The following is a 24,450-nucleotide window of genomic DNA, read 5'->3' on the forward strand; positions in this document are numbered from 1 at the left end:
GCGGTTCGGGTCCACCGGGATGCCCGGGCCGGTGTTCGTCGACACCGTCACCTTCTTGACGTAGCGCCCCTTCGCGGTCGACGGCTTGGCACGCAGGATCTCGTCGAGCGCGGCGCCGTAGTTCTCCACGAGCGCGGCATCGTCGAAGGATGCCTTGCCGATGACGAAGTGCAGGTTGGCCTGCTTGTCGACCCGGAAGTTGATCTTGCCGCCCTTGATGTCGGCCACGGCCTTGGCCACGTCGTTGGTGACCGTGCCGGTCTTCGGGTTCGGCATCAGGCCGCGCGGGCCGAGGACGCGCGCGATCCGGCCGACCTTGGCCATCTGGTCCGGGGTGGCGATCGCGGCGTCGAAGTCGAGCCAGCCGCCCTGGATCCGCTCGATCAGCTCCTCGGCGCCGACCGCGTCCGCGCCGGCGGCCTCGGCCTCGGCAGCCTTCTCGCCCGCGGCGAACACGATGACGCGGGCGGTCTTGCCGGTGCCGTGCGGCAGGTTCACGGTGCCGCGGACCATCTGGTCGGCCTTGCGGGGATCGACCCCGAGCCGGACGGCGACCTCGACGGTCGCGTCGGTCTTGGTGGTGGCGGTCTCCTTGGCCAGCTTCGCGGCGGCCAGCGGGGAGTAGAGCGTGTTGCGATCGACCTTCTCGGCCGCGGCGAGGTACGCCTTGCTGCGCTTTGCCATGTTTCTCTGTCCTCTTTCGAAAAGTCAGCGGTGGTTATCGGGCCTGGCCGGCCCTCCCACGGGGGAGCGAGCGGGGTGCGCTCAGCCCTCGACGGTGATCCCCATCGACCGCGCGGTGCCGGCGATGATCTTGGTCGCCTGCTCCAGGTCGTTGGCGTTCAGGTCTTCCTGCTTGGTCTTGGCGATCTCGCGCACCTGGTCGAGGGTCACCGTGGCGACCTTGTTGCGGTGCGGCTCGGCCGAGCCCTTCTGCACGCCTGCGGCCTTGAGCAGCAGCCGCGCGGCAGGCGGGGTCTTCAGCTTGAAGTCGAAGGACCGGTCCTCGTACACCGAGATCTCGACCGGGATGACGTTGCCACGCTGCGACTCGGTCGCGGCGTTGTACGCCTTGCAGAACTCCATGATGTTGACGCCGTGCTGACCGAGCGCGGGACCCACCGGGGGGGCGGGGTTCGCCGCGCCGGCCTGGATCTGCAGCTTGATGATCCCGGCGAGCTTCTTCTTCTTGGGGGGCATCTTTCTTTCCTCGGGTTGTCAGTCGTGCTTTCCTACAGAGCGGCTCTGCAAGTACTAGATCTTCGCGACCTGCGTGAAGGCCAGCTCGACCGGGGTCTCCCGGCCGAAGATCGAGACGAGCACCTTGAGCTTCTGCTGCTCGGCGTTCACCTCCGAGATGCTGGCGGGCAGGGTGGCGAACGGGCCGTCCATCACGGTGACCGACTCGCCGACCTCGAAGTCGACCTCGATGATCGGCTTCGGCGCGAGGTCGCTGCCGGAATCCGCGCCGTGCGCGGCGGCAGCGGCGGCGGGCTTCTTCTGCTGCTGCGCCGCCGGGACCAGGAATTTCACCACGTCGTCCAGCGACAGCGGGGAGGGCCGCGAGGTCGCGCCGACGAAGCCGGTGACGCCGGGCGTATTCCGCACCGCGCCCCAGGACTCGTCGTTCAGCTCCATCCGGACCAGGATGTAGCCGGGCAGCACCTTGCGGCTGACGTTCTTGCGCTGGCCGTTCTTGATCTCGGTGACATCCTCCGTCGGCACCTCGACCTGGAAGATGTACTCCTCCAGGTCCAGGTTCTGCACGCGGGTCTGGAGGTTGGTCTTCACCTTGTTCTCGTAGCCGGCGTAGGAGTGGATGACGTACCAGTCACCGGGGGCGCGGCGCAGCGCGGCCTTCATCTCGGCGACCGGATCCGCGGGCTCGTCGGCGACGGCGGGGGCCGGCTCCGGCTCGGCGGCTGCGGTCTCCGCGGGCTCGGCCGCATCGTCCGATGCGGCGGCGTCCTGCTCGTCCGCACCGGCGACGACGGAATCCTCGACGGACTCCGCGGGGTCGGCCGGGAACTCGTCGCTGGTGTCGTTCTCCGGGGTGGTCACCGGTGCGCTCGCTTCCTGTGTCGTCACAAACATCTTCTGCCTGCCGGAGTGGCACGGCGGATCACGCCGCCCGGCTTCCGTGGGATCGGCTCCCGGTGTCGGCGTCGTCCCGGCGGGCCGGACGGCCGGTCAGCCGAACAGCCAGTCGACACCCTTGATGAACGCCAGATCGATCCCGGCGATGAACGCGACCATGAAGACCACGAACACCAGAACAACGATCGTGTAGGTGACCATCTGATTCCGGTTGGGCCAGATCACCTTGCGCAGTTCCGCGACGACCTCGCGCAGGAACTTGATCAGGCGCTTGAACGGATTGCCCGTTCCCTCGCGCCGGGCCCTGCCCGCGGACTTGGCGGCCGGACGTTCGATCGTGGCCACCGAACCGGTGTCGGCCGACGAGGCGGCACGGCTCCGCCGCGCGGACCGCTTGCCGCTCGGCCGAGTCGATGCGGCGGTGTCCTCACCGTCGTCGGACGCATGCGCGCCGTGGCGAGTATCCCGCTCGTCGCTCACGTCGATCCTCTCTCGTCGCCGGCAATAAGGGCAGGGGCGACAGGACTTGAACCTGCAACCTGCGGTTTTGGAGACCGCTGCTCTGCCAGTTGAGCTACGCCCCTTCGGTCGGACCGCTGCCGCCCGAGAGCTTGCCGGGCCCGACCACATTTCCCATCTGAAATTATAGTTTCGGTCCCACACAACACGCGCGCCACTCCTCAGAGCAGCGCGCTACGACCGGTGATCCCAGATTCCCGAGTGTACGTTACCGTCCACCCGATAAGCCAATCCGGTACCGAGCCGCAGGTCAGGACAGCTGCACCGTCGCGGTCGCGCGGCCGAAGATCTTGCGGCCCGCCGACTTCGCCACGATCGCGACAACCGCGGTCCTGCTCTCCGGATCCACCGACTTCACCTTACCGGTGTACTCGATCTCGGCGGGCTCGTCGGCGCCGACGAAGACCGGGCTGGTGAACCGGACGCTGTAGGCCTTGACCGCGCCCGGATCGCCGAGCCAGGAGGTGATGAAGCCGCCGCCGAGCCCCATGGTGAGCATGCCGTGGCCGACCACGTCGTCCAGCCCGACCAGCTTGACGACCTCGTCGCTCCAGTGGATCGGGTTGGCGTCGCCGGAGACGCCCGCGTAGTTCACCAGGTCGCCGCGGGTGAGCCGGACCGTGCGCGGCGGCAGTTCGGCGCCGACCTCGACATCGGCGAGGGAGAGCGCGTGCTTGCTCGCGGTGATGCCGTCGGCGGGCGGCACCGGCGCCACCGCGACGGTCGGCGCGCTGTGCGCGGGCTCGTCGTCGCCCATGCCGTGCATGAGCACCTTGCGGACGGCCTCGTTGACGTTCGGGTCGATGTCGCCGCCGGTGCGGCCGACCAGCGTGGTGTAGGTGGTGAGCACCAGCTCACCCGCCGCGTCCGAGACGATGTTCTTGGTGACGATGATGTCGCCGCCGAAGGCCTGCCGGAACGAATCCAGGTAGACGTCGCAGATCAGCTTGTCGCCGACCGCGATCGGACGGTGGAACTCCAGCACCTGGTCGGTCTGCATGATCTGGCTCAGGTCGTAGCCGGTGACCACGTTCTCGAACAGCTTGCGCTGGGCCAGGATGCCGACCAGTGAGATGAAGGTGAGCGGAGCGAGCAGCCCGGGGTAGCCGTACTCGCGGGCGACGTCCTCCTCCCAGTGCACCGGGTGGTAGTCCTGCACGGCCCGCGCGTATTCGCGCACCTTCTCGCGGCCGACCTCGTAGTAGTCGTCGACGCGGTAGTGATGACCGACCATCGCCGCCGCGTGTGCGGCCGGATCGACTTCGGTGGTGCCGGTGTTCGATGTCACGGGAGGGACTGTACCTATCTGACCCCGGACGCCGGGATCTCGTCGGACGGTTACCGCCACGGTCCGGAAACGCCAGCGGGGCCGGACATGACGTCCGACCCCGGCGGGCAGTTCACGCGGCAGTGGTCACGCGTTCCTGATCAGCGCGATTCGCGATGCGCCCGGTGCGTGCCGCAGTTCGGGCAGAACTTCTTCAGCTCCAGCCGATCCGGGTCGTTGCGCCGGTTCTTCTTGGTGATGTAGTTGCGATGCTTGCACTGCTCGCAGGCCAGAGTGATCTTCGGCCGGACATCAGTGGACTTCGCGGCCACGGCTTTGCCTTCTTTCCGGTGTTCGGTGCGTTCTCTCTATGGTAGCGATGGCCGGACTTGAACCGGCGACACAACGATTATGAGTCGTTTGCTCTACCGACTGAGCTACACCGCCATGTGCACGGGAATTGCGAGCCCCCTAACGGAATCGAACCGTTGACCTTTTCCTTACCATGGAAACGCTCTGCCGACTGAGCTAAGGGGGCATGACTGCGCTCGCACCGAACTGGAAGTACTCCCGACTCGGTGGCTCGAAGTCTTGAACGAGGTTACACACTCCCCCGTCACCGCACCAAATCGCCTGGTGAAAGGTGGTGAACGGCGAAGTCCCCGCCGACCGTGATCGACGGGGACTCCGGGGTGGCAGATGTAGGATTCGAACCTACGTAGGCTTTCGCCGACGGATTTACAGTCCGCTCCCATTGGCCGCTCGGGCAATCTGCCGTGCGCACCTCAGTGCGATGAGCAGAATACATCTCAACGCCCCCCGGATTGCAAACCACCAGGTCACGCGCGCTAATGTGCCGGTGCATACATACCTCGGGGACAGGAGCAGATCGTGGCCGATTCGTCGTTCGATGTCGTGAGCAAGGTCGACCGCCAGGAGGTCGACAACGCGCTGCAGCAGGCCGCGAAGGAGCTGAGCACCCGGTACGACTTCCGCGGCACCGGAGCGGCCATCGAGTGGTCCGGCGACGACAAGGTCGTGCTCAGCGCCGACGCCGAGGAGCGGGTCGAGGCGGCGCTCGAGGTCTTCAAGGAGAAGCTGATCCGGCGGGACATCTCGCTCAAGGCGTTCGAGGCGGGCGAGCCCGCGATCTCCGGCAAGATCTACAAGATCACCGGGACGCTGGTGCAGGGCATCGACACCGAGCACGCCAAGAAGATCTCCAAGAAGATCAGGGACGAGGGGCCGAAGGGCGTCAAGGCCCAGGTCCAGGGCGAGGAGCTGCGGGTGAGCAGCAAGAAGCGGGACGATCTGCAGGCCGTGATCTCACTGCTCAAGGGCGAGGACTTCGGGATCGCGCTGCAATTCGTGAACTACCGCTAGGGCAGCCGCCTGCCGCCGGCCAGCTCCTCCAGCCGGGCGATCCGGTCGGCGATCGGCGGGTGCGTGGAGAAGAGCCTGGCGCCGCGCTCGCCGACCCGGAACGGGTTGGCGATCATCAGGTGCGACTGCGCGGTGAGCTGCGGCTCCGGCGGCAGCGGCGCCGCCTGCGTGCCGCGCTCCAGCTTGCGCAGCGCGGCGGCGAGCGCCAGCGGGTCGCCGGTCAGCTCGGCGCCGGACCGGTCGGCCTGGTACTCCCGCGACCGGGAGACCGCCAGCTTGACCAGCGCGGCCGCGATCGGGCCGAGCAGCGAGAGCAGCAGCACCCCGATCAGGTTCGGCCCGCCGTCCCGGTTGCCGCCGAAGAACGAGGTGAAGTAGGCCAGGTTCGCCAGGCCGGAGATCACCGCGGCGAGCGCGCCCGCGACCGACGAGATCAGGATGTCGCGGTTGTAGACGTGCGAGAGCTCGTGGCCGAGCACCGCGCGCAGCTCACGCTCGTCGAGCAGCTGCAGGATGCCGCTGGTGCAGCAGACCGCGGCGTGCCGCGGGTTGCGGCCGGTGGCGAAGGCGTTCGGGGCGTTGGTCGGGCTGATGTAGAGCCGCGGCATCGGCTGGCGGGCGATGGTCGCGAGTTCGCGGACGATCCGGTAGATGACCGGCGCCTCCAGCTCGGAGACCGGCTGGGCGTGCATGGCCTTCAGCGCGAGCCGGTCGCTGTTGAAATACGCGTAGGCATTGGTGCCGACGGCGATGAGCACCGCGATCGCCAGGATCGCCGGATTCCGGAACAGGGCGCCGGCCAGCACGATCAGGGCGGAGAGCCCGACCATGAGGCCGAAGGTCTTCAGTCCGTTGGCGTAGCCGTGCCCGTGCATTCCGCTCCTCGCCCCCCGCGATCCCCCTTCTCACCCGTGCTGTCCTAGGCGACAACGAGCCGGACCCCGTGCGGAGTTCCGCACGGGGTCTCTCGATCGGGGTGATTCAGCCGACGCGTTCGATCGTGTAGCGGACCAGCTGCTCCAGCGCGTCGTTGGCCGGGCCCGCGGGCAGCGCGGCCAGCTCGGCGTAGGCGAGGTCGGCGTAGCCGCGCAGCTTCTCCCCCGCCTGCACCAGGCCGCGGGAGTCGGCGAGCAGGGCGAGCGCCTCGCTGACCTCCTCGTCGCTGCTCAGCGGGCGCGCGAGCAGGGTGCGCAGCCGGTCGCCGACCGGCCCGTCCTCGCGCAGCGCGTACAGCACCGGCAGGGTGTGCACGCCCTCGCGCAGGTCGGTGCCCGGCGTCTTGCCGGACTGCTCGGCGGCCGAGGAGATGTCGATGATGTCGTCGGAGATCTGGAAGGCGGTGCCGACCGCGTCGCCGAGCCGGGCCAGCCGCTCGACGTGCTCGGGATCACCGCCGGAGAAGGTGCCGCCGAAGCGCCCGGCCGCGGCGATCAGCGAACCGGTCTTCTCCCAGACCACGCGCAGGTAGTGCTCGACCGGGTCCTGCCGCTCGGTGGCGCCGATGGTCTCCCGCATCTGGCCGGTGACCAGCTCGGCGAAGGTCTCGGCGATGATCCGCACCGCGTCCGGGCCGAGCGTCGAGGTGAGCCGGGAGGCGTGCGCGAAGAGGTAGTCGCCCGCCAGGATGGCGAAGCTGTTGCCCCAGCGGGCGTTGACGCTGGGGGCGCCGCGGCGCAGCTGTGCCTCGTCCATCACATCGTCGTGGTAGAGCGTCGCCAGGTGCACCAGCTCGACAACGGTGCCCGCGGTGATCAGGTCCGGGTCGGCGGGGCGCGGGCCGAGCTGGCCGGTGAGGATCGTGAAGAGCGGGCGGAACCGCTTGCCGCCGGCCTTGGCCAGGTGCAGCGCGGCCTCCTGGAGGAAGTCCGCGCCGTCGGAGAGCTCCTCGACCAGCAGGTTCTCCACGGCGGCGAGGCCGGTGCGGACGGTCTCGGCGAGTTTCTCGTCGCCGAGTTCGACCCCGCCGACCACCGTGTTCCCCGCGCTCACAGCCGATGTACTCATCTCTTCTCCCAGCGACGCGTCCGACCCCACGGTAGAGAACCTAGCCTGTCGGCTCACGGCCGCCCATGAACACCGTCACTTGCGCGGAGGCGCGGCCCTGCGAGGATGGAGTCATGGAAGCACCGGACGTCATCCCCGCCGCGGTCGAGGTGCTCGTGGTCGGTGCGGGCCCGGCGGGCTCGGCGGCCGCCGCCTGGGCGGCCAGGGACGGCCGTGACGTGCTGCTGATCGACGGCGCGGTCTTCCCCAGGGACAAGACCTGCGGCGACGGCCTCACCCCGCGCGCCACCGCCGAGCTGGAGCACCTCGGGCTCGGGCCGTGGCTGCGCGCGCACACCGTCAACCACGGTTTGCGGATGACCGGGTTCGGCCGCGAGGAGCTGCTGCCCTGGCCGGGCGGATCGTTCCCGACCTACGGCAGCGCGGTGCCGCGCACCGAGCTGGACGACATGCTGCGACAGACCGCGGTGAAATCGGGCGCGCGCATGCTGGACGGCACCAAGGCCGTCGAGGTGCTCCGCGACGGCGAGCGGGTGCGCGGGATCACTGTCAAGACCGGTTCCGGCACGCACACCGTCGGGTGCCGGACCCTGGTGGTGGCCGACGGGGTGCGCTCGCCGATCGGCAAGCAGCTCGGCCGCCGCTGGCACCGCCGCTTCGCCTACGGCACCGCGGCGCGGGCCTACATCCGCTCGGCGCGCAGCGACGACCAGTGGATCACCTCGCACCTGGAGCTGCGCAATGCCGACGGCGCGCTGGTGCCCGGGTACGGCTGGATCTTCCCGCTCGGCAACGGCGAGGTGAACATCGGCGTCGGCTCGCTGGCCACCGAGCGCAGGCCGTCGCACATCGCGCTGAAACCGCTGCTGGAGCACTACACCGCGCAGCGCAGGGACGAATGGGCCTTCGACGGCGAGCTGCGCGCGGTGGCATCGGCGCTGCTGCCGATGGGCGGCGCGGTGTCGAACGTCGCCGGGCCGAACTGGGTGCTGATCGGTGATGCCGCCGGCTGCGTGAACCCGCTGAACGGCGAGGGCATCGACTACGGCCTGGAGGGCGGGCACCTGCTGGCCGCGCTGCTGGACGAGCCCGACCTGCGCACCGTCTGGCCGGAGCTGCTCCGCGCCCGCTACGGCCGCACCTTCTCGGTGGCGCGCCGGATCGCGGGCATGGCGACGCACCCGCGGATGGTGCCGCTCGGCGGGCCGCCGCTCATGCGCTCGGCGCTGCTGCGCCGCACCGCGGTGCGGGTGATGGGCAACCTGGTGACCGACGAGGACCTCGACCTCACCGCCCGGCTGTGGCGGACGGCGGGGCGCGCTTCGATGCGCGCCGACGACCTCGTCCCCTTCGCCTGAGATGGCCGCCAGGCCGCCGCTGGCGCTGCTGCCGCACCTGCGCCGGGCCCGCGACCTGGCCGACCGGCACTACGCCGAGCCGCTGGACCTGACGGCGCTGGCCGCGGCCGCCTGCGTCTCCAAGTTCCACTTCCTGCGCGCCTTCGCGGCGGTGTACGGCCGGACCCCGGCCGCGTACCTCACCGAGCGCCGGATCGAGCGGGCGCAGGACCTGCTGCGCGCGACCAACCTGACCGTGACCGAGGTCTGCGTGCTGGTCGGCTACAGCAGCCTCGGCTCGTTCAGCAGCCGGTTCCGCGCGCTGGTCGGGGTGGCGCCATCGGACTACCAGGCCAAGTTCGCCGACGGGGCGCCGCGCATTCCCGGCTGCTACGTCTTCATGCACGGCCTCTCGGACCGGACCGCAATTCCGGAGAAGCGCGGGGAGAACTCCGGGTCCTAGCCTCGACGGTATGACGATCACCAACGTTTCCCTGGTCACCGTGTACGTCACCGACCAGGAGGCCGCCAAGCAGTGGTACCTGGAGAAGCTGGGCTTCGTCGAGGCCGCCGACATCAGCATGGGTGACAACGGCTTCCGCTGGGTCACCATCGTGCACCCGGACCACCCGGAGCTGGAGGTGACGCTCATGGTCCCGGGCCCGCCGCTCGACCCGGAGCTGGCCGACGCCATCCGCCGGGCGCTCGCCAACGGCACGCACGGGGCGCTCGGCCTGCGGACCGACGACTGCCAGCGGACCTTCGAGGAGCTCACCGCGAAGGGCGTGGAGTTCGTGCAGCCGCCGGCCGAGCGGCCCTACGGCACCGAGGCCGTCGTCCGGGACAACTCCGGGAACTGGCTGGTGCTGGTGGAGCGGAAGGAGTTCACCCCCGCCGATTTCGCCTGAGCCTCAGCCCTCGGGGTGCTCGGCGAGCCACGTGGCGAAGAATTCCCGCTCGTTCTGCACCACGCGCTGGTGCAGCTGCTCGACCATGCGCTCCAGCGCGCCGCCGACCATCGGGACGTCGAACTCGGCCTCGCCGCTGATCTCCAGCACGGCGCCCTCGGCGGTGGGGCGGAGCAGGTAGTCGCCTGCGAGCTCGCCGCGCACCCCGGTGGTGGCGGCGGTGAAGGAGCCGGTGGCGCGCTCGCCGTCGAGCCGGTTCCAGGTGTCGGTGCGCTCCAGGGTGAACTCGCGGCCGAGCACCGAGCGGACCACCCTTGGCACGGCGTCGCCGCCGACCCGCTCGGACATGTGGATGCGGATACTGCCCTCGCCGTCCGGGTGGTCGAGGTCGTAGTTCGCGGACTTGGCCTCGGCGAAGCGCGCGCGCCAGGCCTCGGGATCGGTGTATGCCCGGTGAAGCAGGGTCACCGGGGCGGAATAGGGCACGGTGAAGCTATAGGTGCGGGACATGGGCGCACACGCTAGCGGACCCGTCCATTAACCTGGCCCGGTGTCGGAAACCAGCCTCCGCGTGGCGCGTTCGGGTTCGCTGGGGCGGGGCGGGCTGACGGTGCTCGTCGCCGCCGCGGCGATCAGCGCGCTCATGGTGCTACTCGTGCTCGCCGCTTTCCGCAACGACTACCTGATCAGCTCGGATCGCGGCGTGACAACGGCCGAGGTGCTCTCCGCCGGGCGGCTGCGCTCGGCCGTCATGTACGTGACGCCGGACGGCGTGACGCACAACCCCAAGGTGGGAGTGCTCTACCCGACCAACCTGACCGCGGGGCAGAACATCAATGTCGAGTACAACCGGGCCGACCCGGACCTGGTGCGGGTGGCCGGGCGCGACGCGACGGTGGCGATCATCCCGGCGGGGTCGGTGATCGTGGTCGTCTGGCTGATCGCCCTTCCGTTGCTGTGGTACCTGCCGCGGCGCAGGACGAACTGAGCGTTCGCCCGAACTTTGCGCGCCCTTCACGAAGCCGTGGCGCCTCCGGTCACCGGAATTGCGAGGCTGGACGGGTGCGCGTAGCCATCGTCGCGGAGTCGTTCACGCCGAACATGAACGGTGTCACGAACTCCGTCCTCCGGGTGCTGGACCATCTGGACCGGCTCGGCCACGACGCCCTCGTGGTCGCGCCGGACACCGTGCGCGGTCTGCCGCCCGCACCGGATCACCAGGGCAGATTCCCGGTGCACCGGGTGCAGGCGGTCATGGTGCCGAAGATCAGCTCGCTGCCGGTGGGGCTGCCGCAGCCGGGCATCACCGCCGCCATCGCCGCCTTCGACGCCGACGTGGTGCACCTGGCCTCGCCGTTCCTGCTCGGCGCCGGCGGGCTCGGCGCGGCGCTGCGGCTGGATCTGCCGAGCATCGCCGTCTACCAGACCGACGTCGCCGGCTTCGCCAAGAGCTACGGGCTGAGCCTGGCCGCCAGGGCCGCCTGGGGTTGGACCAGGCGCATCCACGAGGGCGCCACCCGCACGCTCGCGCCGTCCAGCGCGGCCGCCGCCGATCTGGCCGCGCACGGCATCCCGCGGGTGCACCGCTGGGGCCGAGGCGTCGACATCGCCCGCTTCACGCCCTCGCGGCGCAGCCGGGAGCTGCGCGAACGCTGGCTCGGCGGCACCGACCGGATGCTGGTCGGCTTCGTCGGCAGGCTGGCGCCGGAGAAGCACGTGGACCGGCTGGCCGTGCTCGCCCGCGATCCGGGCGTGCGGCTGGTGATCGTCGGCGACGGCCCGGAGCGCGCGCGCCTGACCGCGCTGCTGCCCGGCGCGGTCTTCACCGGCGAGCTGGGCGGGCTGGAGCTGGCCGAGGCGTACGCGAGCCTGGACGTCATGGTGCACCCGGGCGAGCACGAGACCTTCTGCCAGGGCGTGCAGGAGGCGCTGGCCGCGGGCGTTCCGGTGATCGGGCCGGACGCGGGCGGCCCGCGCGACCTCGTCGCGCACTGCCGCAACGGCTACCTGCTCCCGGTCGAGCGCTTCGCCGAGCTGCTGCCGAGCGCGGTCGCCGCGCTGCGCGACCGGACCCTGCGCGCCAGGTACGCCACCGCGGCCCGCAAGTCGGTGCTGCACCGCACCTGGCCCGCGATCTGCGACGAGCTCATGGGCCACTACACCGCGGTCACCGGCTGGACGGAACGCACGTCACACACGGCCTGAAGGGTGGAACACCCGTGACCGGATAGGGTCGCGGTGTGGCGAAAACAGGACAGCGCGAAACCATCCGGGCCTCGCTGGAGAAGCGGCCGGACGAGGTCGCGTCGATGTTCGACGGGGTCGCGAAGCGGTACGACCTCACCAATACCGTGATCTCCGGCGGGCAGGACCGATACTGGCGCTGGGCGACCAGGCGCGCGCTCGATCCGCGCCCCGGCGAGCGGGTGCTCGACCTCGCGGCAGGCACCGGTGTCTCCACGGTGGAGTTGCGCCGCTCCGGCGCCTGGTGCGTGGCCGCCGACTTCTCGCAGGGCATGCTGGCCGCCGGTCGCGGCAGGCAGGTGCCGATGGTCGCGGGCGACGCCATGGCGCTGCCCTTCGCCGACGATTCCTTCGACGCCGTCACCATCTCCTTCGGGCTGCGCAACGTCGCCGACATCGACCTCGCCATGCGCGAGATGCTGCGCGTCACCAAGCCCGGCGGGCGGCTGGTGATCTGCGAGTTCTCCACGCCGGTGTTCGGGCCGTTCCGCACGGTCTACATGGAGTACCTGATGAAGGCGCTGCCCCGGGTGGCGCGCGCGGTGAGCAGCAACCCGGACGCGTACGTCTACCTGGCCGAGTCCATCCGGGCCTGGCCCGCCCAGCGCCAGCTGGCGCGGCGGATCACCGAGGCGGGCTGGTCCACGGTGAAGTGGCGCAACCTGACCGGCGGCGTAGTCGCCCTGCACCGGGGTTTCAACCTCGGCTGAGCGGCCGATGAGTTCCGCTCGCCCGTGCCGTCGACAGAGGCAACACCGCACGACGAACGAGCATTCGGGAGAGAAGATGGCGCGCGAACTGGTCTACACGGGATTCATGTCACTGGACGGCGTGGTCGACTCGCCCGGCGGCACGGAGGAGGGGCACCGCAGCGGGGGCTGGGTGATGGCGACCGAGTTCCTGCCCGAAGCGTTCGCGCTCAAGGGTGAAGAGCTCGCCGACACCACCGCGCTGCTGTTCGGCCGCCGCAGCTACGAGGCGTTCGCCCCGTTCTGGCGGGATTCCGAGGACCACGCGGCCTATCGGGAGCTGCCCAAGTACGTCGTCTCGACCGGGCTGAGCGAATCCGCGCTGACCGAGGGCTGGGGGCCGACCGAGATCCTGCGGTCCACGGACGACGTCGCGAAGCTGAAGCAGAGCGCGGGCGGGGCGATCTTCATCCACGGCAGCGCGGAACTGGCCAGGCGGCTGGCCGCAGCCGACCTGATCGACCGGTACAACCTGCTGGTCTTCCCGGTCCTGCTCGGCGCGGGCAAGAGCCTGTTCGACCGGTCGGACCGGGACAAGCGGAACCTGCGGCTGCGGGAGTCGGAGTCCTTCGCCAACGGCGTCACCAAGCTCGTCTACGAGATCGTGCGCTGAACCGGAAGCTCTATGATCTCGAGCACAGCTCACCGGGAAAATCTGCACCGGTGAGGCGGAATGTCACCTGACGATAACGTCGGGTAAAAACCGCGCAACCGCGCCGCAGCACCATGGACTCCATGCGGGAAGCGGATACGGTGCGCACACAGTGCTCGTACTGCGGTGTCGGCTGCGGCATCACCGTGGCGACCGGGGTCGAGCGCGGTGTGCCGGTGATCGCGAAGGTCGCCGGCGACAAGCTGCACCCGGCGAACGCGGGCAGGCTCTGCACCAAGGGCGCGACGCACGCCGAGCTCATGCGCGCGGACGGCCGGATGGGCACCGCGCTCCGGCGTCCGGCGCGGGACCGCGAGCCCGAGCCGGTTCCGGTGGACGACGCCGTCGCCGAGGCCGCCGCCCGGCTGAAGGCGATCCTGGACGAGCACGGCCCGGACGCCGTCGCGCTGTACGTCTCCGGGCAGATGTCGCTGGAGGCGCAGTACCTGGCCACCAAGCTGGCCAAGGGGTACCTGCGCACGGTGCACATCGAGGCCAACTCCCGGCTCTGCATGGCCAGCGCCGGCACCGGCTACAAGCAGTCGCTGGGGTCGGACGGCCCGCCCGGCTCCTACGACGACATCGACGCCGCCGAGCTGTTCTTCGTGATCGGCGCCAATACCGCCGACTGCCACCCGATCGTGCACCTGCGGATGGCGGACCGGCTCAAGGCCGGGGCCAGGCTGATCGTGGTCGACCCGCGGCGCACCGAGACCGCCGACCGCGCCGACCTCTTCCTGCAGATCGCGCCCGGCACCGACCTGGCGCTGCTGAACGGCCTGCTGCACCTGCTCGTCGCCGACGGCGCGATCGACACCGAGTTCATCGCCGCGCACACCGAGGGCTGGGACGCCATGCCGGAGTTCCTCGCCGAGTACCCGCCGGAGTGGGTCGCCGAGCTCACCGGGCTGGCCGAGCCGGACATCCGCACCGCGGCGCGGATGATCGCCGGGGCGGGCGAGTGGATGTCGCTGTGGACCATGGGGCTGAACCAGTCCACGCACGGCACCTGGAACACCAACGCGGTGGTCAACCTGCACCTGGCCACCGGGGCCATCTGCCGTCCGGGCAGCGGGCCGTTCTCGCTCACCGGCCAGCCGAACGCCATGGGCGGGCGCGAGATGGGGTACATGGGGCCGGGGCTGCCCGGCCAGCGCAGCCTCCTCTCCCCCGCCGACCGCGCCTTCGTGGAGACGGCGTGGGAACTGCCGCCCGGCACCATCCGGGACGAGGCCGGGCCGGGCACCATCGAGATGTTCCGGGAGATGAGCGCGGGGCGGATCAGGGCGGCCTGGATCATCTGCACCAACCCGGTGGCGACGGTGCCCAACCGGACCACGGTGATCGCCGGGCTGGAGGCCGCCGACCTGGTGATCACCCAGGACGCCTTCGCCGCGACGGCGACCAACACCTACGCCGACATCGTGCTGCCCGCCACGCTCTGGGCCGAGGCGGAGGGCACCATGGTGAACTCCGAGCGCACGGTCACGCTGCTCCGGCAGGCGGTGCCGCCGCGCGGCGACGCCAGGCCGGACTGGCTGCTGATCGCGCAGGTGGCGCGGGCCATGGGCTTCGCGGGCTTCGAGTTCGAGACGGCGGCCGAGGTCTTCGCCGAGATCACCCGCTTCGCCAACCCGGCCACCGGCTACGACCTGCGCGGCATGAGCCACGAGGCGCTGCGCGGCGGGCCGATGCAGTGGCCGTGCCCCGACCCGGAGCGGCCGCGCAACCCGATCCGCTACCTCAACGACGGGGTCAGCCAGACCCTGTTCACCGCCGAGGACGGCAGCACCCCGCGGCTGGCCTTCGCCACGCCGAGCAGGCGGGCGGTGTTCCTCGCGCGGCCGCACATGCCGGCGCGGGAGATGCCCGACGACGATCACCCCTTCCTGCTGAACACCGGCAGACTCCAGCACCAGTGGCACACCATGACCAAGACCGGGCGGATCGGCAAGCTGACCAAGCTCACCGGGGAGCCGTTCCTGGAGATCTGCCCGGCCGACGCGGAGCGGCTGGCGATCCGGCCGGGAGACGGGATCGAGATCACCTCGCGGCGGGGCCGGGCGGTACTGCCCGCGCGGATCTCGGATCGGGTGCGGCCGGGTGAGTGCTTCGCGCCGTTCCACTGGAACGACGAGCACGGCGAGTACCTGACCATCAACGCCGTCACCAACGACGCGGTCGACCCGGCCTCGCTGCAGCCCGAGTTCAAGGCCTGCGCGGTGGCGCTGCGCCGGGTGCCCGCCGCGCCCCGGCCCGCGCCGCAGCCCGCCCCCGCGGCGCACCCGCTCGCCGCCGCGCTCGGGCTGGATGGCACCGCGCCGACGCTGAGCGAGGCGGAGCGGATCTACCTCTCCGGCTACCTCGCCGCGCTGCAGTCGCTCCCGGTGACCGGGCAGCCGGTGCTCCCGGTGACCGCGCCGATCTCGCCGGGCAGCCGGATCTGGATCGACGGGCTGCTGGCCGGGATGTACTCGCGGGCGGGCGAGACCGCCGACGCGGCGCCGGAGCGCGCGGTGACGGTGCTCTGGGCTTCGCAGACCGGCACCGCCGAGGAGCTGGCGGCGAGCGCGGCCGGTCGGCTCACCGCGGCCGGTTTCAGCCCGAGGCTGCGCGATATGGACACCTGCGACCCGGCCGAGCTCGGCGGCGACGTGCTGGTGGTGAGCAGCACCTTCGGTGACGGCGGGCCGCCGGACAACGGCCGCGACTTCTGGGAGCGGCTGGCCGAGCACCCCGGGCGGTTCAACGGCATGCGGTACGCCGTCTTCGCGCTCGGCGACTCCTCCTACGACGACTTCTGCGGGCACGGCCGCAAGCTGGACGAGACCTTCGCCGCCCGCGGTGCGCAGCGGTTGCTGACCAGGGTGGACAGTGAGCCGGAGTACGTCGAGGCGGCGGATGCCTGGTTCGACGCGGTGCTCGCGGCGCTGGGGTCCGGCGGGGGGCCGGGCGGTGGCGGTGCGCCGGAGGGCGGCGGCGGGTATCCGCCGGGCGCGGGTGGCGGCTTCGCCCCCGGGGAGGGTGGTGGCTTCGCCGGTGCCGGCGGTGTGGGCGCGAGCGGCGTGCCCGTCGGTGCGGGCGGACCCCGCGGCGGTGTAGGAGCGCGTGGCCTGCCCCTCGGCGGCGCAGCTGCCGGTATCGCGGGTGCGGGCCGGGGAGGTACGGCGACGGCGGTGCGACCGGCGAAGCGCGCCACCACGTTCACCAGGAACGCACCGGTGCGGGCGCCCCTGGTGCGCAACGAGGTGCTCTCCGCGGGCAGCGCGAAGGAGGTCCGCCGCTTCGGCTTCGACCTGCGCGACCTCGACGTCCGCTACGAGGCGGGCGACGCGCTCGGCATCTGGCCGCGCAACGGCGACGCCCTGGTCGCCGAGTGGCTCGCCGCCACCGGCCTGGACGGCGCCCGCCCGGTCGAGGTGGACGGCGCCGAGATCCCGCTGGCCGAGGCGCTCGCCACCCGCTACGACATCACCCGGGTCAGCAACGACCTGCTCACCTTCGTCGCCGAGCACCACCCGGGCAACAACCAGCTGGCGAAACTGCTGCGCCGGGACAACCGCAACGAACTCGACGGCTACCTGTGGGACAAGCAGGCGGTGGACGTGCTGCGCGACTTCCCGGTCCGCGCCGACCTGGTGGAGTGGCTCGGCGCGCTCAAGAAGCTGCAACCGCGCCAGTACTCGATCTCCTCCAGCCCGCGGGTGAGCCCGCACGAGGTGGAGCTCACCGTCGGCGTCGTCCGCTACGCCGAGCGCGGCGGGGTCTGCTCGACCTTCCTCGCCGACCGGGCGGGCACCGATGTCCCGATCTTCCTGCAGCGCGCGCCGCACTTCCGCCCCCCGCTGGACCGGACCGCCCCGATGATCATGGTCGGCCCCGGCACCGGCATCGCCCCCTTCCGCGGCTTCCTGCACGAGCGCCGCGCGCTCGGCGCCACCGGCCGCAACTGGCTCTTCTTCGGCGACCAGCACGCCGCGCAGCACTTCTACTACCGCACCGAGCTGGAGGACATGTTCCGCTCCGGCTTCCTCACCCGGCTCGACCTCGCCTTCTCCCGGGACCAGCGGGAGCGGGTCTACGTGCAGCACCGGATGATCGAGCACGGCGCCGAGCTGTGGTCCTGGCTGCGCGACGGCGCGCACTTCTACGTCTGCGGGGACGCGGCCAGGATGGCCACCGACGTCGACGAGGCGCTGCTCACCATCGCCAGGGTGCACGGCAAGCTCGACGACGACGGCGCCCGCGCCTTCCGCAAGCAGCTCGTCGCGGAGAAGCGCTACGTCCGGGACGTCTACTGAACGCCGGCCAGCGGCGGATCGAGCCGGGCGAAGTCCGGGAGCCGGTGGTAGGGGTAGCGCGGGTAGGGCGGGGTGGTCGCGCTCGCGGCGTCGAGCCGGGCGAGCTGCTCCGGCGTCAGCGCGACCTCGAGCGCACCGAGATTCTGCCGCAGCTGCTCCTCGTTCCGCGCGCCGACGATCACGCTGGTCACCGTCGGCCGGGTGAGCAGCCAGGCCAGGGCGAGCTGCGGGACGGCGTTGCCCGTCTCGGCGGCGAGCTCGTCCAGGACCTCGACCACCCGGTACAGCCGCTCGTCGTCCACCGGCGGGCCCGCGGCGGCGGTCCGGTGCAGCCTGCTGCCCGGCGGCAGCGCGGCGCCGCGGCGGATGTGCCCGGTCAGCCGCCCCCACCCCAGCGGTGACCAGACCAGCGCGCCGACGCCCTGGTCGTGGCCGAGCGGCATGAGCTCCCACTCGTAGTCCCTGCCGACCAGCGAGTAGTACACCTGGTGCGCGACATACCTGGTGAGCCCGTTCCGATCGGCGGCGGCGAGCGACTTCATGAGCTGCCAGCCGGCGAAGTTGGAGGCGCCGAGGTAGCGGATCTTGCCCGCGCGCACCAGGTCGTCGAGCGCGCTCAGCGTCTCCTCGACCGGGGTCTGCGCGTCGAAGGCGTGCAGCTGGAACAGGTCGATGTGCTCGGTGCCGAGCCGGCGCAGCGCCGCCTCCACCGCGCGCACCAGCCGGGCGCGGCCGGTGCCAGCCTCGTCCGGGCCCGGCCCGGTCGGCAGCCCGGCCTTGGTGCTGAGCAGCACCCGGTCGCGGCGGCCGCGCAGCGCCGCGCCCAACACCTCCTCGGAGGCGCCGTCGGAGTAGACGTCGGCGGTGTCGAAGAGGGTGACGCCGGCCTCCAGGCAGATGTCGACCAGCCGCCGGGCGGCGGCCACGTCGGTATCGCCCCAGGCGCCGAAGAGTTCGCCGCGCCCGCCGAAGGTGCCCGCGCCGAAACCGAGCACGGGCAGGACGAGGCCGGAGGAGCCGGATCGCCGATACTCCATGGTGACTCCTAAAGGGTCTATAGTTCCGTTAACTCGTCCGACAGTACGCCCGAGCGGCCACAAATGGAACTGGAGACCCGTTATGACTTCCGACCCGGGGTCGGTCCGGCCCGGCGGACGCACCGCCAGGGTGCGCGCGGCCGTGCTGCGGGCCGCGGGCGACCTGCTGGCCGAGCGCGGCTTCGGCGCACTGGATCTCACCGAGGTGGCTGCGCTGGCCGAGGTCGGCAAGACCACGGTGTACCGGCGCTGGGGCACGCCCGCCGGGCTGGTGACCGATCTGTTGCTGGCCATGGCGGAGGAGTCGGTGCCGCGCGCCGACACCGGGACCCTGCGCGGGGATCTGCTGGCCGATGCCAGGCTGGTGCTGGACACGCTCACCGATGCCAGGCAGGGGCGGCTGTTCCGCGCGGTGATCGCGGCCGGGACCGCCGACCCGGCGACCGAGGTCGCGCTGCGGCGCTTCTACGACGTGCGGCTGGCGGAGTGGGCGCCGTGTGTCACCGACGGGATCGCGCGCGGCGAGGCGCCGGTCGGCACCGACCCCCGCGCGGTGCTCTCCGCGGTCGCGGCGCCGCTCTACTACCGACTGCTGATCAGCGGCGACCCCCTGGACGGGACCACCGCCGTGCGCGCCGCCGAAGCGGCCATGGACGCCATCGCCGCCGGCCGCTTCATCGCGACTTGACCCGAGCCGGGCCGGACTGCGAGCGCTCCGGCCCGGCTTCCGCCTCAGGGGGTCCAGTCGGCCCTGCGACCCGTGCGGGCCAGCACCCGGTCCAGCCGGGAGGCATCCTCGGCGACCGGCTGGACCGGGCCGAACAGCCCCGGCGTCCCCTCGGCGGGCATCTCGGCGAGGAACCCCTCCAGCACCTCCAGCTCGCCCGGCGTGACGTCGAACGGCAGCCCGGTGGCGCGGGCCAGATCCCACCCGTGGACGACGAGCTCGTCCAGTGCCACCGCCGCCATGGCGGGCGCGGGCGCGGTGACCCCGCCCGCCTCGGTCTCCCCCGCCCACGCCTCCTCCTCGCGCCACGCGCTGACCAGCGCGTTCAACCGCGCCGGGATGAGCGTGCGCCAGTCAGCGGGCAGCTCGCTCGCGGCCACCTCGGGTGGCTGCGAACCACCGGCCTCCTTGGCCGCGGCCTGCCGGAATGCCTCGGTGAGCCCGGCGACGTGCCCGAGCAGGGCGGCCACCGGAACACCGGGGCACGGGGTCGGGCCGGTGAGCTGATCGTCGCCGATCCCGGCGACCAGGGCGGCCATCCGGTCGGCGGCGACGGCGAAATCGAAGGTGGGGGCGGCAGCGGTCACGGCGGATCTCCTGTCCTGGGAACGGCTCTCACCGATACCGACGGAGCGGGCCCGCGGAATTCATCGCCGCGCGGTGGGTATACCGCCTCCGGACAGAGAACCCCCGCGGAGAGGAGCGCACGATGGTCGATCGCAGCACACCCGCCACGTTCGAGGTGTCCGAGGCCGATCTGGCCGACCAGTCCCGCCCGGTCGACCCGGCCGACGACGCGCCGCCGCCGGAGGTACCGGGCGACCTGTGGAGCGCCGACCCCGCCGACGTGGTGGAGCAGCGCATCGAGGTCCCGCTCGACGACGAGCGGGAGTAGCCCTCAGCTGATCGCGCCGCGCACGGAGGCATGCAGCTCGCGCAGCCCGGAGCGCTCGGTCGCGACCTCCAGCACCCGCACCCCGTGCGCGTGGCCGGTGAGCGCCGCCGCCAGCTCGGCGGTGTCCACCTGGCGGTGCGGGATGCGGTAGGCCGCGCAGAGCGCGGCCAGGTCCATGCCGTGCGGGGTGCCGAAGACCCGCTCGAAGACCCCCGCGTACTGCGGATCGCCCTGTTCGAGCAGCTCGAAGATGCCACCGCCGTCGTCGTTGGCGACCACGATGGTGAGGTCGTCCGGGCGCGGCTCGCCGCGGCCGATGAGCAGCCCGGAGGCGTCGTGCAGGAAGGTCAGGTCGCCGATCAGGGCGAAGGTGCGGCCGTCGTGCCGCATGGCGGCGCCGAGCGCGGTGGAGACGGTGCCGTCGATGCCGGCGACGCCGCGGTTGGAGAGCACCGTGACGCCCGGCCGCGGCGCGGAGACCAGCGCGGTGTCGCGCACCGGGTTGGAGGCGCCGAGCAGCAGCTGGTCGCCCTCGCGCAGCGCGTCGGCGACCACGGCGGCGACGTGCAGCCCGGTCGGCTTGGGGTGCCTGGCGAGTTCGTCCCGGACGGCGTGGTGCGCGCGCTCGTTGAGCTCGTGGCAGCGGGACAGCCAGCCCGGGTCGGGCGCACCGGAGACGACGGCCCTGGTCCCGGTGCCGACCACGTTGCCGGAGACGTCCGGCCAGCGCGGGCCGGTGGTCAGTGCGTAGACGGTGACCTCGGGGTCGGCGAGGAGCTTGGCGACCGGGCGGTGCAGCGTCGGGCGGCCGGTGATGACGGCCTGCTTCGGCCGGAGCAGCGGCAGCGCCAGCGGGTGCAGGGCGGGGCCGTGCAGCGGCGCGGTCGGCTCGGCGACGGTGGGCAGCGCGGCGAGTTCCGGCCGCAGCCCGGCGCCGTGGCCGGAGATCACCACGGTGTCCGCGGTGAGGTCGATGGCGAGCGGGACGTCGAGCGTGGCGTGCTCGGTCCTGGTCCACGGGGCGTCGCCGGTGCGGCCGGGGATCGCGGTCGCGGCCGGGTCGGGGACCAGCGGCTCGCGCAGCGGGATGTCGAAGTGCACCGGCCCGGCATTGCCGGAGCGGGTGCCGCGCGCGGCGGCGAGCACCCGGCAGACCGCCGAGCGCCAGACGCTGTTCTGCCGCGTGTAGCCGGGATCGGCCTCGAGTTCGGCCAGCCCGAGGCTGATGGTGGCGCGCACCTGGCTGCCGAAGAGCCCGAGCTGCTCGACCGTCTGGTTGGCGCCGGTGCCGAGCATCTCGTAGGGCCGGTTGGCGCTGAGCACCACCAGCGGCACCCTGGCGTAGTTGGCCTCGAGCACGGCGGGGCCGAGATTGGCAACGGCGGTGCCGGAGGTCATCACCACCGGCACCGGGGCGCGGCCGGACAGGGTGAGCCCGACCGCGAGGAATCCCGCGGTGCGCTCATCGATGCGCATGTGCAGGCGGAGCCGCCCCGCTGCGTCCGCGGCCTGCAGTGCGAAGGCCAGCGGGGCATTGCGGGAGCCGGGGCAGAGGACCACGTCCAGCACCCCGCCGCGCACCAGTTCGTCGACGACGACCTGCGCCTGCGCTGTTGACGGATTCACGTCTCCAGACTTCCAGACTCGGGCCACCGCCGCCGCGTCACCCTGCTCACAGCGGAGCGAAGCTCGCGCCGCCGGCGACAGCGGCGACGGCGCGAGATCGGGTCAGACCGTCGCGTGCCGCTGGACCAGCGCACCCACGCGCGGCAGCGCCTCGACCACGTTCTTCTTGGCCGAGGAGCGCAGCGAGGAGTACACCTTCTGCAGCGCGGGGCGGGTCGAGGACTGCGCCCGCTCGTCGGTCACCGCGAGCAGCGCCTCGGCCACCTCGTCGGACTTGGCGACCAGCAGATCGGCGAAGCTGCCGGTGCTGCCGGACGCGGTGTATTCCTGCCAGTAGGGCTCCAGCTGGGCCACCAGCCGCGGGGCCAGGGACTCCAGGGCGTCGGGGACGATGGACGGGCCGATCTTCTTGACCGCCGCGTAGCCACCCTTCACAGCCAGGCCGGACGCACCACCCTTGTCCGAGACCTCGGCATCCAGGACCTCGACAGCGTCGGCAAGGAAGGCCGGCCGCTTGGCATCGTCGAGCAGGGATTCAGACAGTGCTGCAACCACTTTCAGGTTCCTCCGGAATCGGTTCGTTGTACGAGCACGCGCCACTATACGCACCGCCGCCCGCATCCACCCGGCTACGGCTGCCCTGGCAGCAGTTGAATCATCAATCCTTCGGCATCCGCGAGCTTTTCACCCTGCTCATCGCGGAGCTCCGCGGTGACGAACGTCTTCCGCCCCTGCACCCGATCGACCCGTCCGCGAACGGCCAGCGTCCGTTCCAGCGGAGTGACCTTCCGATAGTTCACGTGCAGGTAGCCGGTCCGGCTGATCGGCCTGCCCGCGTAGTGCAGCACCGAGCCGAAGAGCTCGTCGAAGAGCAGCGGGAGCACCCCGCCGTGCGCGGCGCCGTTGCCGCCGAGGTGGAAGCGGCGGAAAACGCCCGTCATGGCGACCCCGTCCGGGCCTGCCTCGGCCGTCTGCCACGGCAGCAGCAGCAGGCTGCCGCGGCCGGGCAGCTCCACCGCGCGCCCGGCCGGGCCCTGCAGCTCCGGCGCCCGGTGTGGCTCGAGCAGCGCGGCCAGCCGCTCGGCGAGCGCCGCGGCCTCGGCGTAGACCCCGTCCGGCGCGTCGACGCTCACTGCGAGATCCTGCACCCGGCGCAGCACCTCGACGAACGGCCCGAAGCTCGGCCCGATCGGCTCCCGCGACACCTTCGGGAAGAACCGGGCGTGCTGCTCGTACCGCTCCGGATCGATCGCACTCAGGTCGATAACCGGTTCTATTTTCTCGCTCATCCCTGCACGCTATCCGGGCGTTGTACACCGTCCGAACGGGGCCGCTCCCGCGCTGTTCCACCGAGCGCCGATAATCGCAGGGTGACCTTCGATCCCGCGTTGTGGCGCCCGGTACCCGGCTTCGAGAACCTGACCGACATCACCTACCACCGGCACCTGTCGCAGGGCACGGTGCGGGTGGCGTTCGACCGGCCGGAGGTGCGCAACGCCTTCCGCCCGCACACGGTGGACGAGCTGTACCGGGCGCTCGACCACGCCAGGATGACCTCCGACGTCGGCGCGGTGCTGCTCACCGGCAACGGCCCGAGCCCCAAGGACGGCGGCTGGGCCTTCTGCTCCGGCGGCGACCAGCGCATCCGCGGCCGCAGCGGCTACCAGTACGCGGACGGCGAGACCGCGGAGACGGTCGACCCGGCGCGCGCGGGGCGGCTGCACATCCTGGAGGTGCAGCGGCTCATCCGGTTCATGCCGAAGGTGGTGATCGCGCTGGTGAACGGCTGGGCCGCGGGCGGCGGGCACAGCCTGCACGTGGTCTGCGACCTCACCCTGGCCAGCCGGGAGCACGGGAAGTTCAAGCAGACCGACGCCGACGTCGGCAGTTTCGACGGCGGCTACGGCAGCGCCTACCTGGCCAAGATGGTCGGGCAGAAGTTCGCCAGGGAGATCTTCTTCCGCGGCCGCCCGTACACCGCCGAGGAGATGCACCGGATGGGCGCGGTCAACGAGGTGGTCGACCACGCCGAGCTGGAGAACGTCGCGCTGGAGTGGACCGCCGACATCCTCGGCAAGTCGCCGCAGGCGCAGCGCATGCTCAAGTACGCCTTCAACCTGGCAGATGACGGGCTGGTCGGTCAGCAGCTCTTCGCGGGCGAGGCGACCAGGCTGGCGTACATGACCGACGAGGCGGTCGAGGGGCGGGACTCCTTCCTGGAGAAGCGCTCGCCGGACTGGACCCCCTACCCCTGGTACTTCTGATGGACATCCTGAGCAGCCGGATCATTCTGCGCCCCGGCGACTACGAGGCAACGCTGGCCTTCTACCGGGACGCGCTCGGGCTCGCGATCGCCAGGGAGTATCCCGGCGGGACGGTCCTCTTCGCCGGGCAGTCCTCGATCGAAGTCGCCGCGCACGGCGGGTCCGGCGAGCCCTCGCACTTCGGCGGCGCGATCTGGCTGCAGGTCCGCGATATCGCGGATGCCGCCGCCGAACTCGCGCGGGCGGGGGTGCGCGTCGATCGGGAGCCGAAGCGGGAGCCGTGGGGGTTGCTGGAGATGTGGATCGCGGACCCGGACGGGGTGCCGATCGTGCTGGTCGAAGTCCCCGCGGAGCACCCGCTGCGCCGCGACTCGCGCTGAGGTCGCCACCTTCGAGTTGCCAGCAGGCAAACCGAAAGGGACGATAACGACTCGGGCGAG

At 71.5% G+C, this 24,450-nt stretch carries 27 protein-coding genes and 4 tRNA genes; 13 read left to right on the forward strand and 18 right to left on the reverse strand.

Translation table 11 applies throughout. The annotated features are described in order from the left end of the window. The 10 genes from rplA to ACFO0B_RS14315 all read right to left on the reverse strand — a co-directional run. Positions 1–684: 50S ribosomal protein L1 (gene rplA / locus ACFO0B_RS14270; protein ID WP_378612915.1), on the reverse strand; the 684-nt coding region annotated here is incomplete at its 3' end. An 81-nt stretch (positions 685–765) separates the two neighbouring features. Next, positions 766–1,200, reverse strand: coding sequence for a 50S ribosomal protein L11 (gene rplK, locus ACFO0B_RS14275; RefSeq protein ID WP_357018309.1), 435 nt, complete (start codon positions 1,198–1,200; stop codon positions 766–768). A 54-nt stretch (positions 1,201–1,254) separates the two neighbouring features. Then, complete coding sequence (gene nusG, locus ACFO0B_RS14280) at positions 1,255–2,061, reverse strand: transcription termination/antitermination protein NusG (protein WP_378613798.1); 807 nt, start codon at positions 2,059–2,061, stop codon at positions 1,255–1,257. Between the two features lie 129 nt (positions 2,062–2,190). Beyond that, on the reverse strand, positions 2,191–2,577 hold the full coding sequence (gene secE, locus ACFO0B_RS14285) for a preprotein translocase subunit SecE (protein ID WP_378612916.1): 387 nt from the start codon (positions 2,575–2,577) through the stop codon (positions 2,191–2,193). Positions 2,578–2,608: 31 nt separating this feature from the next. Beyond that, positions 2,609–2,681: transfer RNA gene (locus ACFO0B_RS14290), tRNA-Trp, on the reverse strand. 185 nt (positions 2,682–2,866) lie between these two features. Further along, complete coding sequence (locus ACFO0B_RS14295) at positions 2,867–3,850, reverse strand: fused (3R)-hydroxyacyl-ACP dehydratase subunits HadA/HadB (RefSeq protein WP_378613799.1); 984 nt, start codon at positions 3,848–3,850, stop codon at positions 2,867–2,869. A 194-nt stretch (positions 3,851–4,044) separates the two neighbouring features. Next, positions 4,045–4,215 carry a 50S ribosomal protein L33 gene (gene rpmG, locus ACFO0B_RS14300; protein WP_011211653.1) on the reverse strand — a complete coding sequence of 57 codons (171 nt, stop codon included), beginning with the start codon at positions 4,213–4,215 and terminating at the stop codon, positions 4,045–4,047. Between the two features lie 39 nt (positions 4,216–4,254). Then, positions 4,255–4,330, reverse strand: a tRNA-Met gene (locus ACFO0B_RS14305). 18 nt (positions 4,331–4,348) lie between these two features. Beyond that, positions 4,349–4,421, reverse strand: a tRNA-Thr gene (locus ACFO0B_RS14310). A gap of 155 nt (positions 4,422–4,576) precedes the next feature. After that, positions 4,577–4,659 (reverse strand) — tRNA-Tyr (locus ACFO0B_RS14315). 115 nt (positions 4,660–4,774) lie between these two features. Here ACFO0B_RS14315 and ACFO0B_RS14320 point away from each other — a divergent pair. Continuing rightward, the gene (locus ACFO0B_RS14320) at positions 4,775–5,266 is read left to right on the forward strand and encodes a YajQ family cyclic di-GMP-binding protein (RefSeq protein ID WP_378612917.1); all 492 of its coding nucleotides are present in this window, start codon (positions 4,775–4,777) and stop codon (positions 5,264–5,266) included. Here the strand turns inward: ACFO0B_RS14320 and htpX are convergent. Both htpX and ACFO0B_RS14330 read right to left on the reverse strand, forming a co-directional pair. Next, entirely contained in the window at positions 5,263–6,141 is an 879-nt protein-coding gene (htpX, locus tag ACFO0B_RS14325; protein ID WP_378612918.1) for a zinc metalloprotease HtpX, read from the reverse strand. The two genes, ACFO0B_RS14320 and htpX, sit on opposite strands and share 4 nt — an antisense overlap. A gap of 106 nt (positions 6,142–6,247) precedes the next feature. Beyond that, the gene (locus tag ACFO0B_RS14330) at positions 6,248–7,270 is read right to left on the reverse strand and encodes a polyprenyl synthetase family protein (RefSeq protein ID WP_378612919.1); all 1,023 of its coding nucleotides are present in this window, start codon (positions 7,268–7,270) and stop codon (positions 6,248–6,250) included. Between the two features lie 113 nt (positions 7,271–7,383). On the opposite strand from ACFO0B_RS14330, the gene ACFO0B_RS14335 reads away from it, so the two are divergent. Genes ACFO0B_RS14335 through ACFO0B_RS14345 form a run of 3 tightly spaced genes read left to right on the forward strand, consistent with a single transcriptional unit; the run spans position 7,384 to position 9,515 of the window. Then, entirely contained in the window at positions 7,384–8,628 is a 1,245-nt protein-coding gene (locus ACFO0B_RS14335) for a geranylgeranyl reductase family protein (protein WP_378612921.1), read from the forward strand. Between the two features lies 1 nt (position 8,629). After that, on the forward strand, positions 8,630–9,070 hold the full coding sequence (locus tag ACFO0B_RS14340) for a helix-turn-helix transcriptional regulator (RefSeq protein WP_378612922.1): 441 nt from the start codon (positions 8,630–8,632) through the stop codon (positions 9,068–9,070). Between the two features lie 10 nt (positions 9,071–9,080). Further along, positions 9,081–9,515 (forward strand): VOC family protein, encoded by a 435-nt coding sequence (locus ACFO0B_RS14345; RefSeq protein ID WP_378612923.1) that lies wholly within the window; start codon positions 9,081–9,083, stop codon positions 9,513–9,515. A 3-nt stretch (positions 9,516–9,518) separates the two neighbouring features. Here the strand turns inward: ACFO0B_RS14345 and ACFO0B_RS14350 are convergent, their stop codons facing one another. Then, positions 9,519–10,025 carry a DUF2505 domain-containing protein gene (locus ACFO0B_RS14350; RefSeq protein WP_378612924.1) on the reverse strand — a complete coding sequence of 169 codons (507 nt, stop codon included), beginning with the start codon at positions 10,023–10,025 and terminating at the stop codon, positions 9,519–9,521. A 133-nt stretch (positions 10,026–10,158) separates the two neighbouring features. Between ACFO0B_RS14350 and ACFO0B_RS14355 the strand changes: the two genes are divergently transcribed. The 5 genes from ACFO0B_RS14355 to ACFO0B_RS14375 all read left to right on the forward strand — a co-directional run bounded on the left by ACFO0B_RS14355 (position 10,159) and on the right by ACFO0B_RS14375 (position 17,461). Continuing rightward, a complete protein-coding gene (locus ACFO0B_RS14355) occupies positions 10,159–10,503 on the forward strand; it encodes a DUF3592 domain-containing protein (protein WP_449289795.1) in 345 nt (114 codons plus the stop codon). A 74-nt stretch (positions 10,504–10,577) separates the two neighbouring features. Beyond that, on the forward strand, positions 10,578–11,720 hold the full coding sequence (locus ACFO0B_RS14360; protein WP_378612927.1) for a glycosyltransferase family 4 protein: 1,143 nt from the start codon (positions 10,578–10,580) through the stop codon (positions 11,718–11,720). A 35-nt stretch (positions 11,721–11,755) separates the two neighbouring features. Further along, the gene (locus tag ACFO0B_RS14365; protein ID WP_378612928.1) at positions 11,756–12,469 is read left to right on the forward strand and encodes a demethylmenaquinone methyltransferase; all 714 of its coding nucleotides are present in this window, start codon (positions 11,756–11,758) and stop codon (positions 12,467–12,469) included. Between the two features lie 76 nt (positions 12,470–12,545). Then, positions 12,546–13,121, forward strand: coding sequence for a dihydrofolate reductase family protein (locus ACFO0B_RS14370; RefSeq protein ID WP_378612929.1), 576 nt, complete (start codon positions 12,546–12,548; stop codon positions 13,119–13,121). Between the two features lie 122 nt (positions 13,122–13,243). Next, a complete protein-coding gene (locus ACFO0B_RS14375; RefSeq protein WP_378612930.1) occupies positions 13,244–17,461 on the forward strand; it encodes a molybdopterin-dependent oxidoreductase in 4,218 nt (1,405 codons plus the stop codon). On the opposite strand, the gene ACFO0B_RS14380 is transcribed toward ACFO0B_RS14375, so the two are convergent. Continuing rightward, on the reverse strand, positions 17,455–18,498 hold the full coding sequence (locus ACFO0B_RS14380; RefSeq protein WP_378612931.1) for an aldo/keto reductase: 1,044 nt from the start codon (positions 18,496–18,498) through the stop codon (positions 17,455–17,457). The genes ACFO0B_RS14375 and ACFO0B_RS14380 overlap by 7 nt on opposite strands. Before the next feature lie 82 nt (positions 18,499–18,580). Between ACFO0B_RS14380 and ACFO0B_RS14385 the strand changes: the two genes are divergently transcribed. Further along, on the forward strand, positions 18,581–19,186 hold the full coding sequence (locus tag ACFO0B_RS14385; RefSeq protein WP_378612932.1) for a TetR/AcrR family transcriptional regulator: 606 nt from the start codon (positions 18,581–18,583) through the stop codon (positions 19,184–19,186). A gap of 44 nt (positions 19,187–19,230) precedes the next feature. Here the strand turns inward: ACFO0B_RS14385 and ACFO0B_RS14390 are convergent, their stop codons facing one another. Continuing rightward, a complete protein-coding gene (locus tag ACFO0B_RS14390) occupies positions 19,231–19,812 on the reverse strand; it encodes a TIGR03086 family metal-binding protein (protein WP_378612933.1) in 582 nt (193 codons plus the stop codon). A 122-nt stretch (positions 19,813–19,934) separates the two neighbouring features. On the opposite strand from ACFO0B_RS14390, the gene ACFO0B_RS14395 reads away from it, so the two are divergent. Beyond that, positions 19,935–20,120, forward strand: a complete 186-nt coding sequence (locus tag ACFO0B_RS14395; protein ID WP_378612934.1) for a hypothetical protein — start codon at positions 19,935–19,937, stop codon at positions 20,118–20,120. A 3-nt stretch (positions 20,121–20,123) separates the two neighbouring features. Here the strand turns inward: ACFO0B_RS14395 and menD are convergent, their stop codons facing one another. The 3 genes from menD to ACFO0B_RS14410 form a co-directional block, all read right to left on the reverse strand. Beyond that, entirely contained in the window at positions 20,124–21,746 is a 1,623-nt protein-coding gene (menD, locus tag ACFO0B_RS14400; RefSeq protein WP_378612936.1) for a 2-succinyl-5-enolpyruvyl-6-hydroxy-3-cyclohexene-1-carboxylic-acid synthase, read from the reverse strand. A 102-nt stretch (positions 21,747–21,848) separates the two neighbouring features. Further along, on the reverse strand, positions 21,849–22,301 hold the full coding sequence (locus ACFO0B_RS14405; protein ID WP_378612937.1) for a DUF6918 family protein: 453 nt from the start codon (positions 22,299–22,301) through the stop codon (positions 21,849–21,851). A gap of 74 nt (positions 22,302–22,375) precedes the next feature. Next, positions 22,376–23,035, reverse strand: a complete 660-nt coding sequence (locus tag ACFO0B_RS14410; RefSeq protein WP_378612938.1) for a PaaI family thioesterase — start codon at positions 23,033–23,035, stop codon at positions 22,376–22,378. Between the two features lie 81 nt (positions 23,036–23,116). Here ACFO0B_RS14410 and ACFO0B_RS14415 point away from each other — a divergent pair, with 81 nt between their 5' ends. Then, positions 23,117–24,010, forward strand: a complete 894-nt coding sequence (locus ACFO0B_RS14415) for a 1,4-dihydroxy-2-naphthoyl-CoA synthase (protein ID WP_378612939.1) — start codon at positions 23,117–23,119, stop codon at positions 24,008–24,010. Beyond that, complete coding sequence (locus ACFO0B_RS14420; protein ID WP_378612940.1) at positions 24,010–24,390, forward strand: VOC family protein; 381 nt, start codon at positions 24,010–24,012, stop codon at positions 24,388–24,390. Before ACFO0B_RS14415 ends, ACFO0B_RS14420 begins: the two co-directional genes overlap by 1 nt. Positions 24,391–24,450 lie beyond the last annotated feature (60 nt).

This window comes from Nocardia jiangsuensis (genome assembly GCF_042650385.1).
GTDB classification, from domain to species: Bacteria; Actinomycetota; Actinomycetes; order Mycobacteriales; family Mycobacteriaceae; genus Nocardia; species Nocardia jiangsuensis.

Excerpts from the sequence above, each read along its gene's own strand:
- ACFO0B_RS14295 (WP_378613799.1), bottom strand. The coding sequence starts at position 3,850 with ATGGTCGGTCATCACTACCGCGTCGACGACTACTACGAGGTCGGCCGC.
- ACFO0B_RS14375 (WP_378612930.1), top strand. The coding sequence starts at position 13,244 with ATGCGGGAAGCGGATACGGTGCGCACACAGTGCTCGTACTGCGGTGTC.
- htpX (WP_378612918.1), bottom strand. The coding sequence starts at position 6,141 with ATGCACGGGCACGGCTACGCCAACGGACTGAAGACCTTCGGCCTCATG.
- ACFO0B_RS14370 (WP_378612929.1), top strand. The coding sequence starts at position 12,546 with ATGGCGCGCGAACTGGTCTACACGGGATTCATGTCACTGGACGGCGTG.
- ACFO0B_RS14335 (WP_378612921.1), top strand. The coding sequence starts at position 7,384 with ATGGAAGCACCGGACGTCATCCCCGCCGCGGTCGAGGTGCTCGTGGTC.
- ACFO0B_RS14410 (WP_378612938.1), bottom strand. The coding sequence starts at position 23,035 with ATGAGCGAGAAAATAGAACCGGTTATCGACCTGAGTGCGATCGATCCG.
- ACFO0B_RS14385 (WP_378612932.1), top strand. The coding sequence starts at position 18,581 with ATGACTTCCGACCCGGGGTCGGTCCGGCCCGGCGGACGCACCGCCAGG.
- ACFO0B_RS14340 (WP_378612922.1), top strand. The coding sequence starts at position 8,630 with ATGGCCGCCAGGCCGCCGCTGGCGCTGCTGCCGCACCTGCGCCGGGCC.
- ACFO0B_RS14350 (WP_378612924.1), bottom strand. The coding sequence starts at position 10,025 with ATGTCCCGCACCTATAGCTTCACCGTGCCCTATTCCGCCCCGGTGACC.
- ACFO0B_RS14420 (WP_378612940.1), top strand. The coding sequence starts at position 24,010 with ATGGACATCCTGAGCAGCCGGATCATTCTGCGCCCCGGCGACTACGAG.
- ACFO0B_RS14355 (WP_449289795.1), top strand. The coding sequence starts at position 10,159 with ATGGTGCTACTCGTGCTCGCCGCTTTCCGCAACGACTACCTGATCAGC.
- ACFO0B_RS14330 (WP_378612919.1), bottom strand. The coding sequence starts at position 7,270 with ATGAGTACATCGGCTGTGAGCGCGGGGAACACGGTGGTCGGCGGGGTC.
- ACFO0B_RS14380 (WP_378612931.1), bottom strand. The coding sequence starts at position 18,498 with ATGGAGTATCGGCGATCCGGCTCCTCCGGCCTCGTCCTGCCCGTGCTC.
- ACFO0B_RS14395 (WP_378612934.1), top strand. The coding sequence starts at position 19,935 with ATGGTCGATCGCAGCACACCCGCCACGTTCGAGGTGTCCGAGGCCGAT.
- ACFO0B_RS14345 (WP_378612923.1), top strand. The coding sequence starts at position 9,081 with ATGACGATCACCAACGTTTCCCTGGTCACCGTGTACGTCACCGACCAG.
- rplK (WP_357018309.1), bottom strand. The coding sequence starts at position 1,200 with ATGCCCCCCAAGAAGAAGAAGCTCGCCGGGATCATCAAGCTGCAGATC.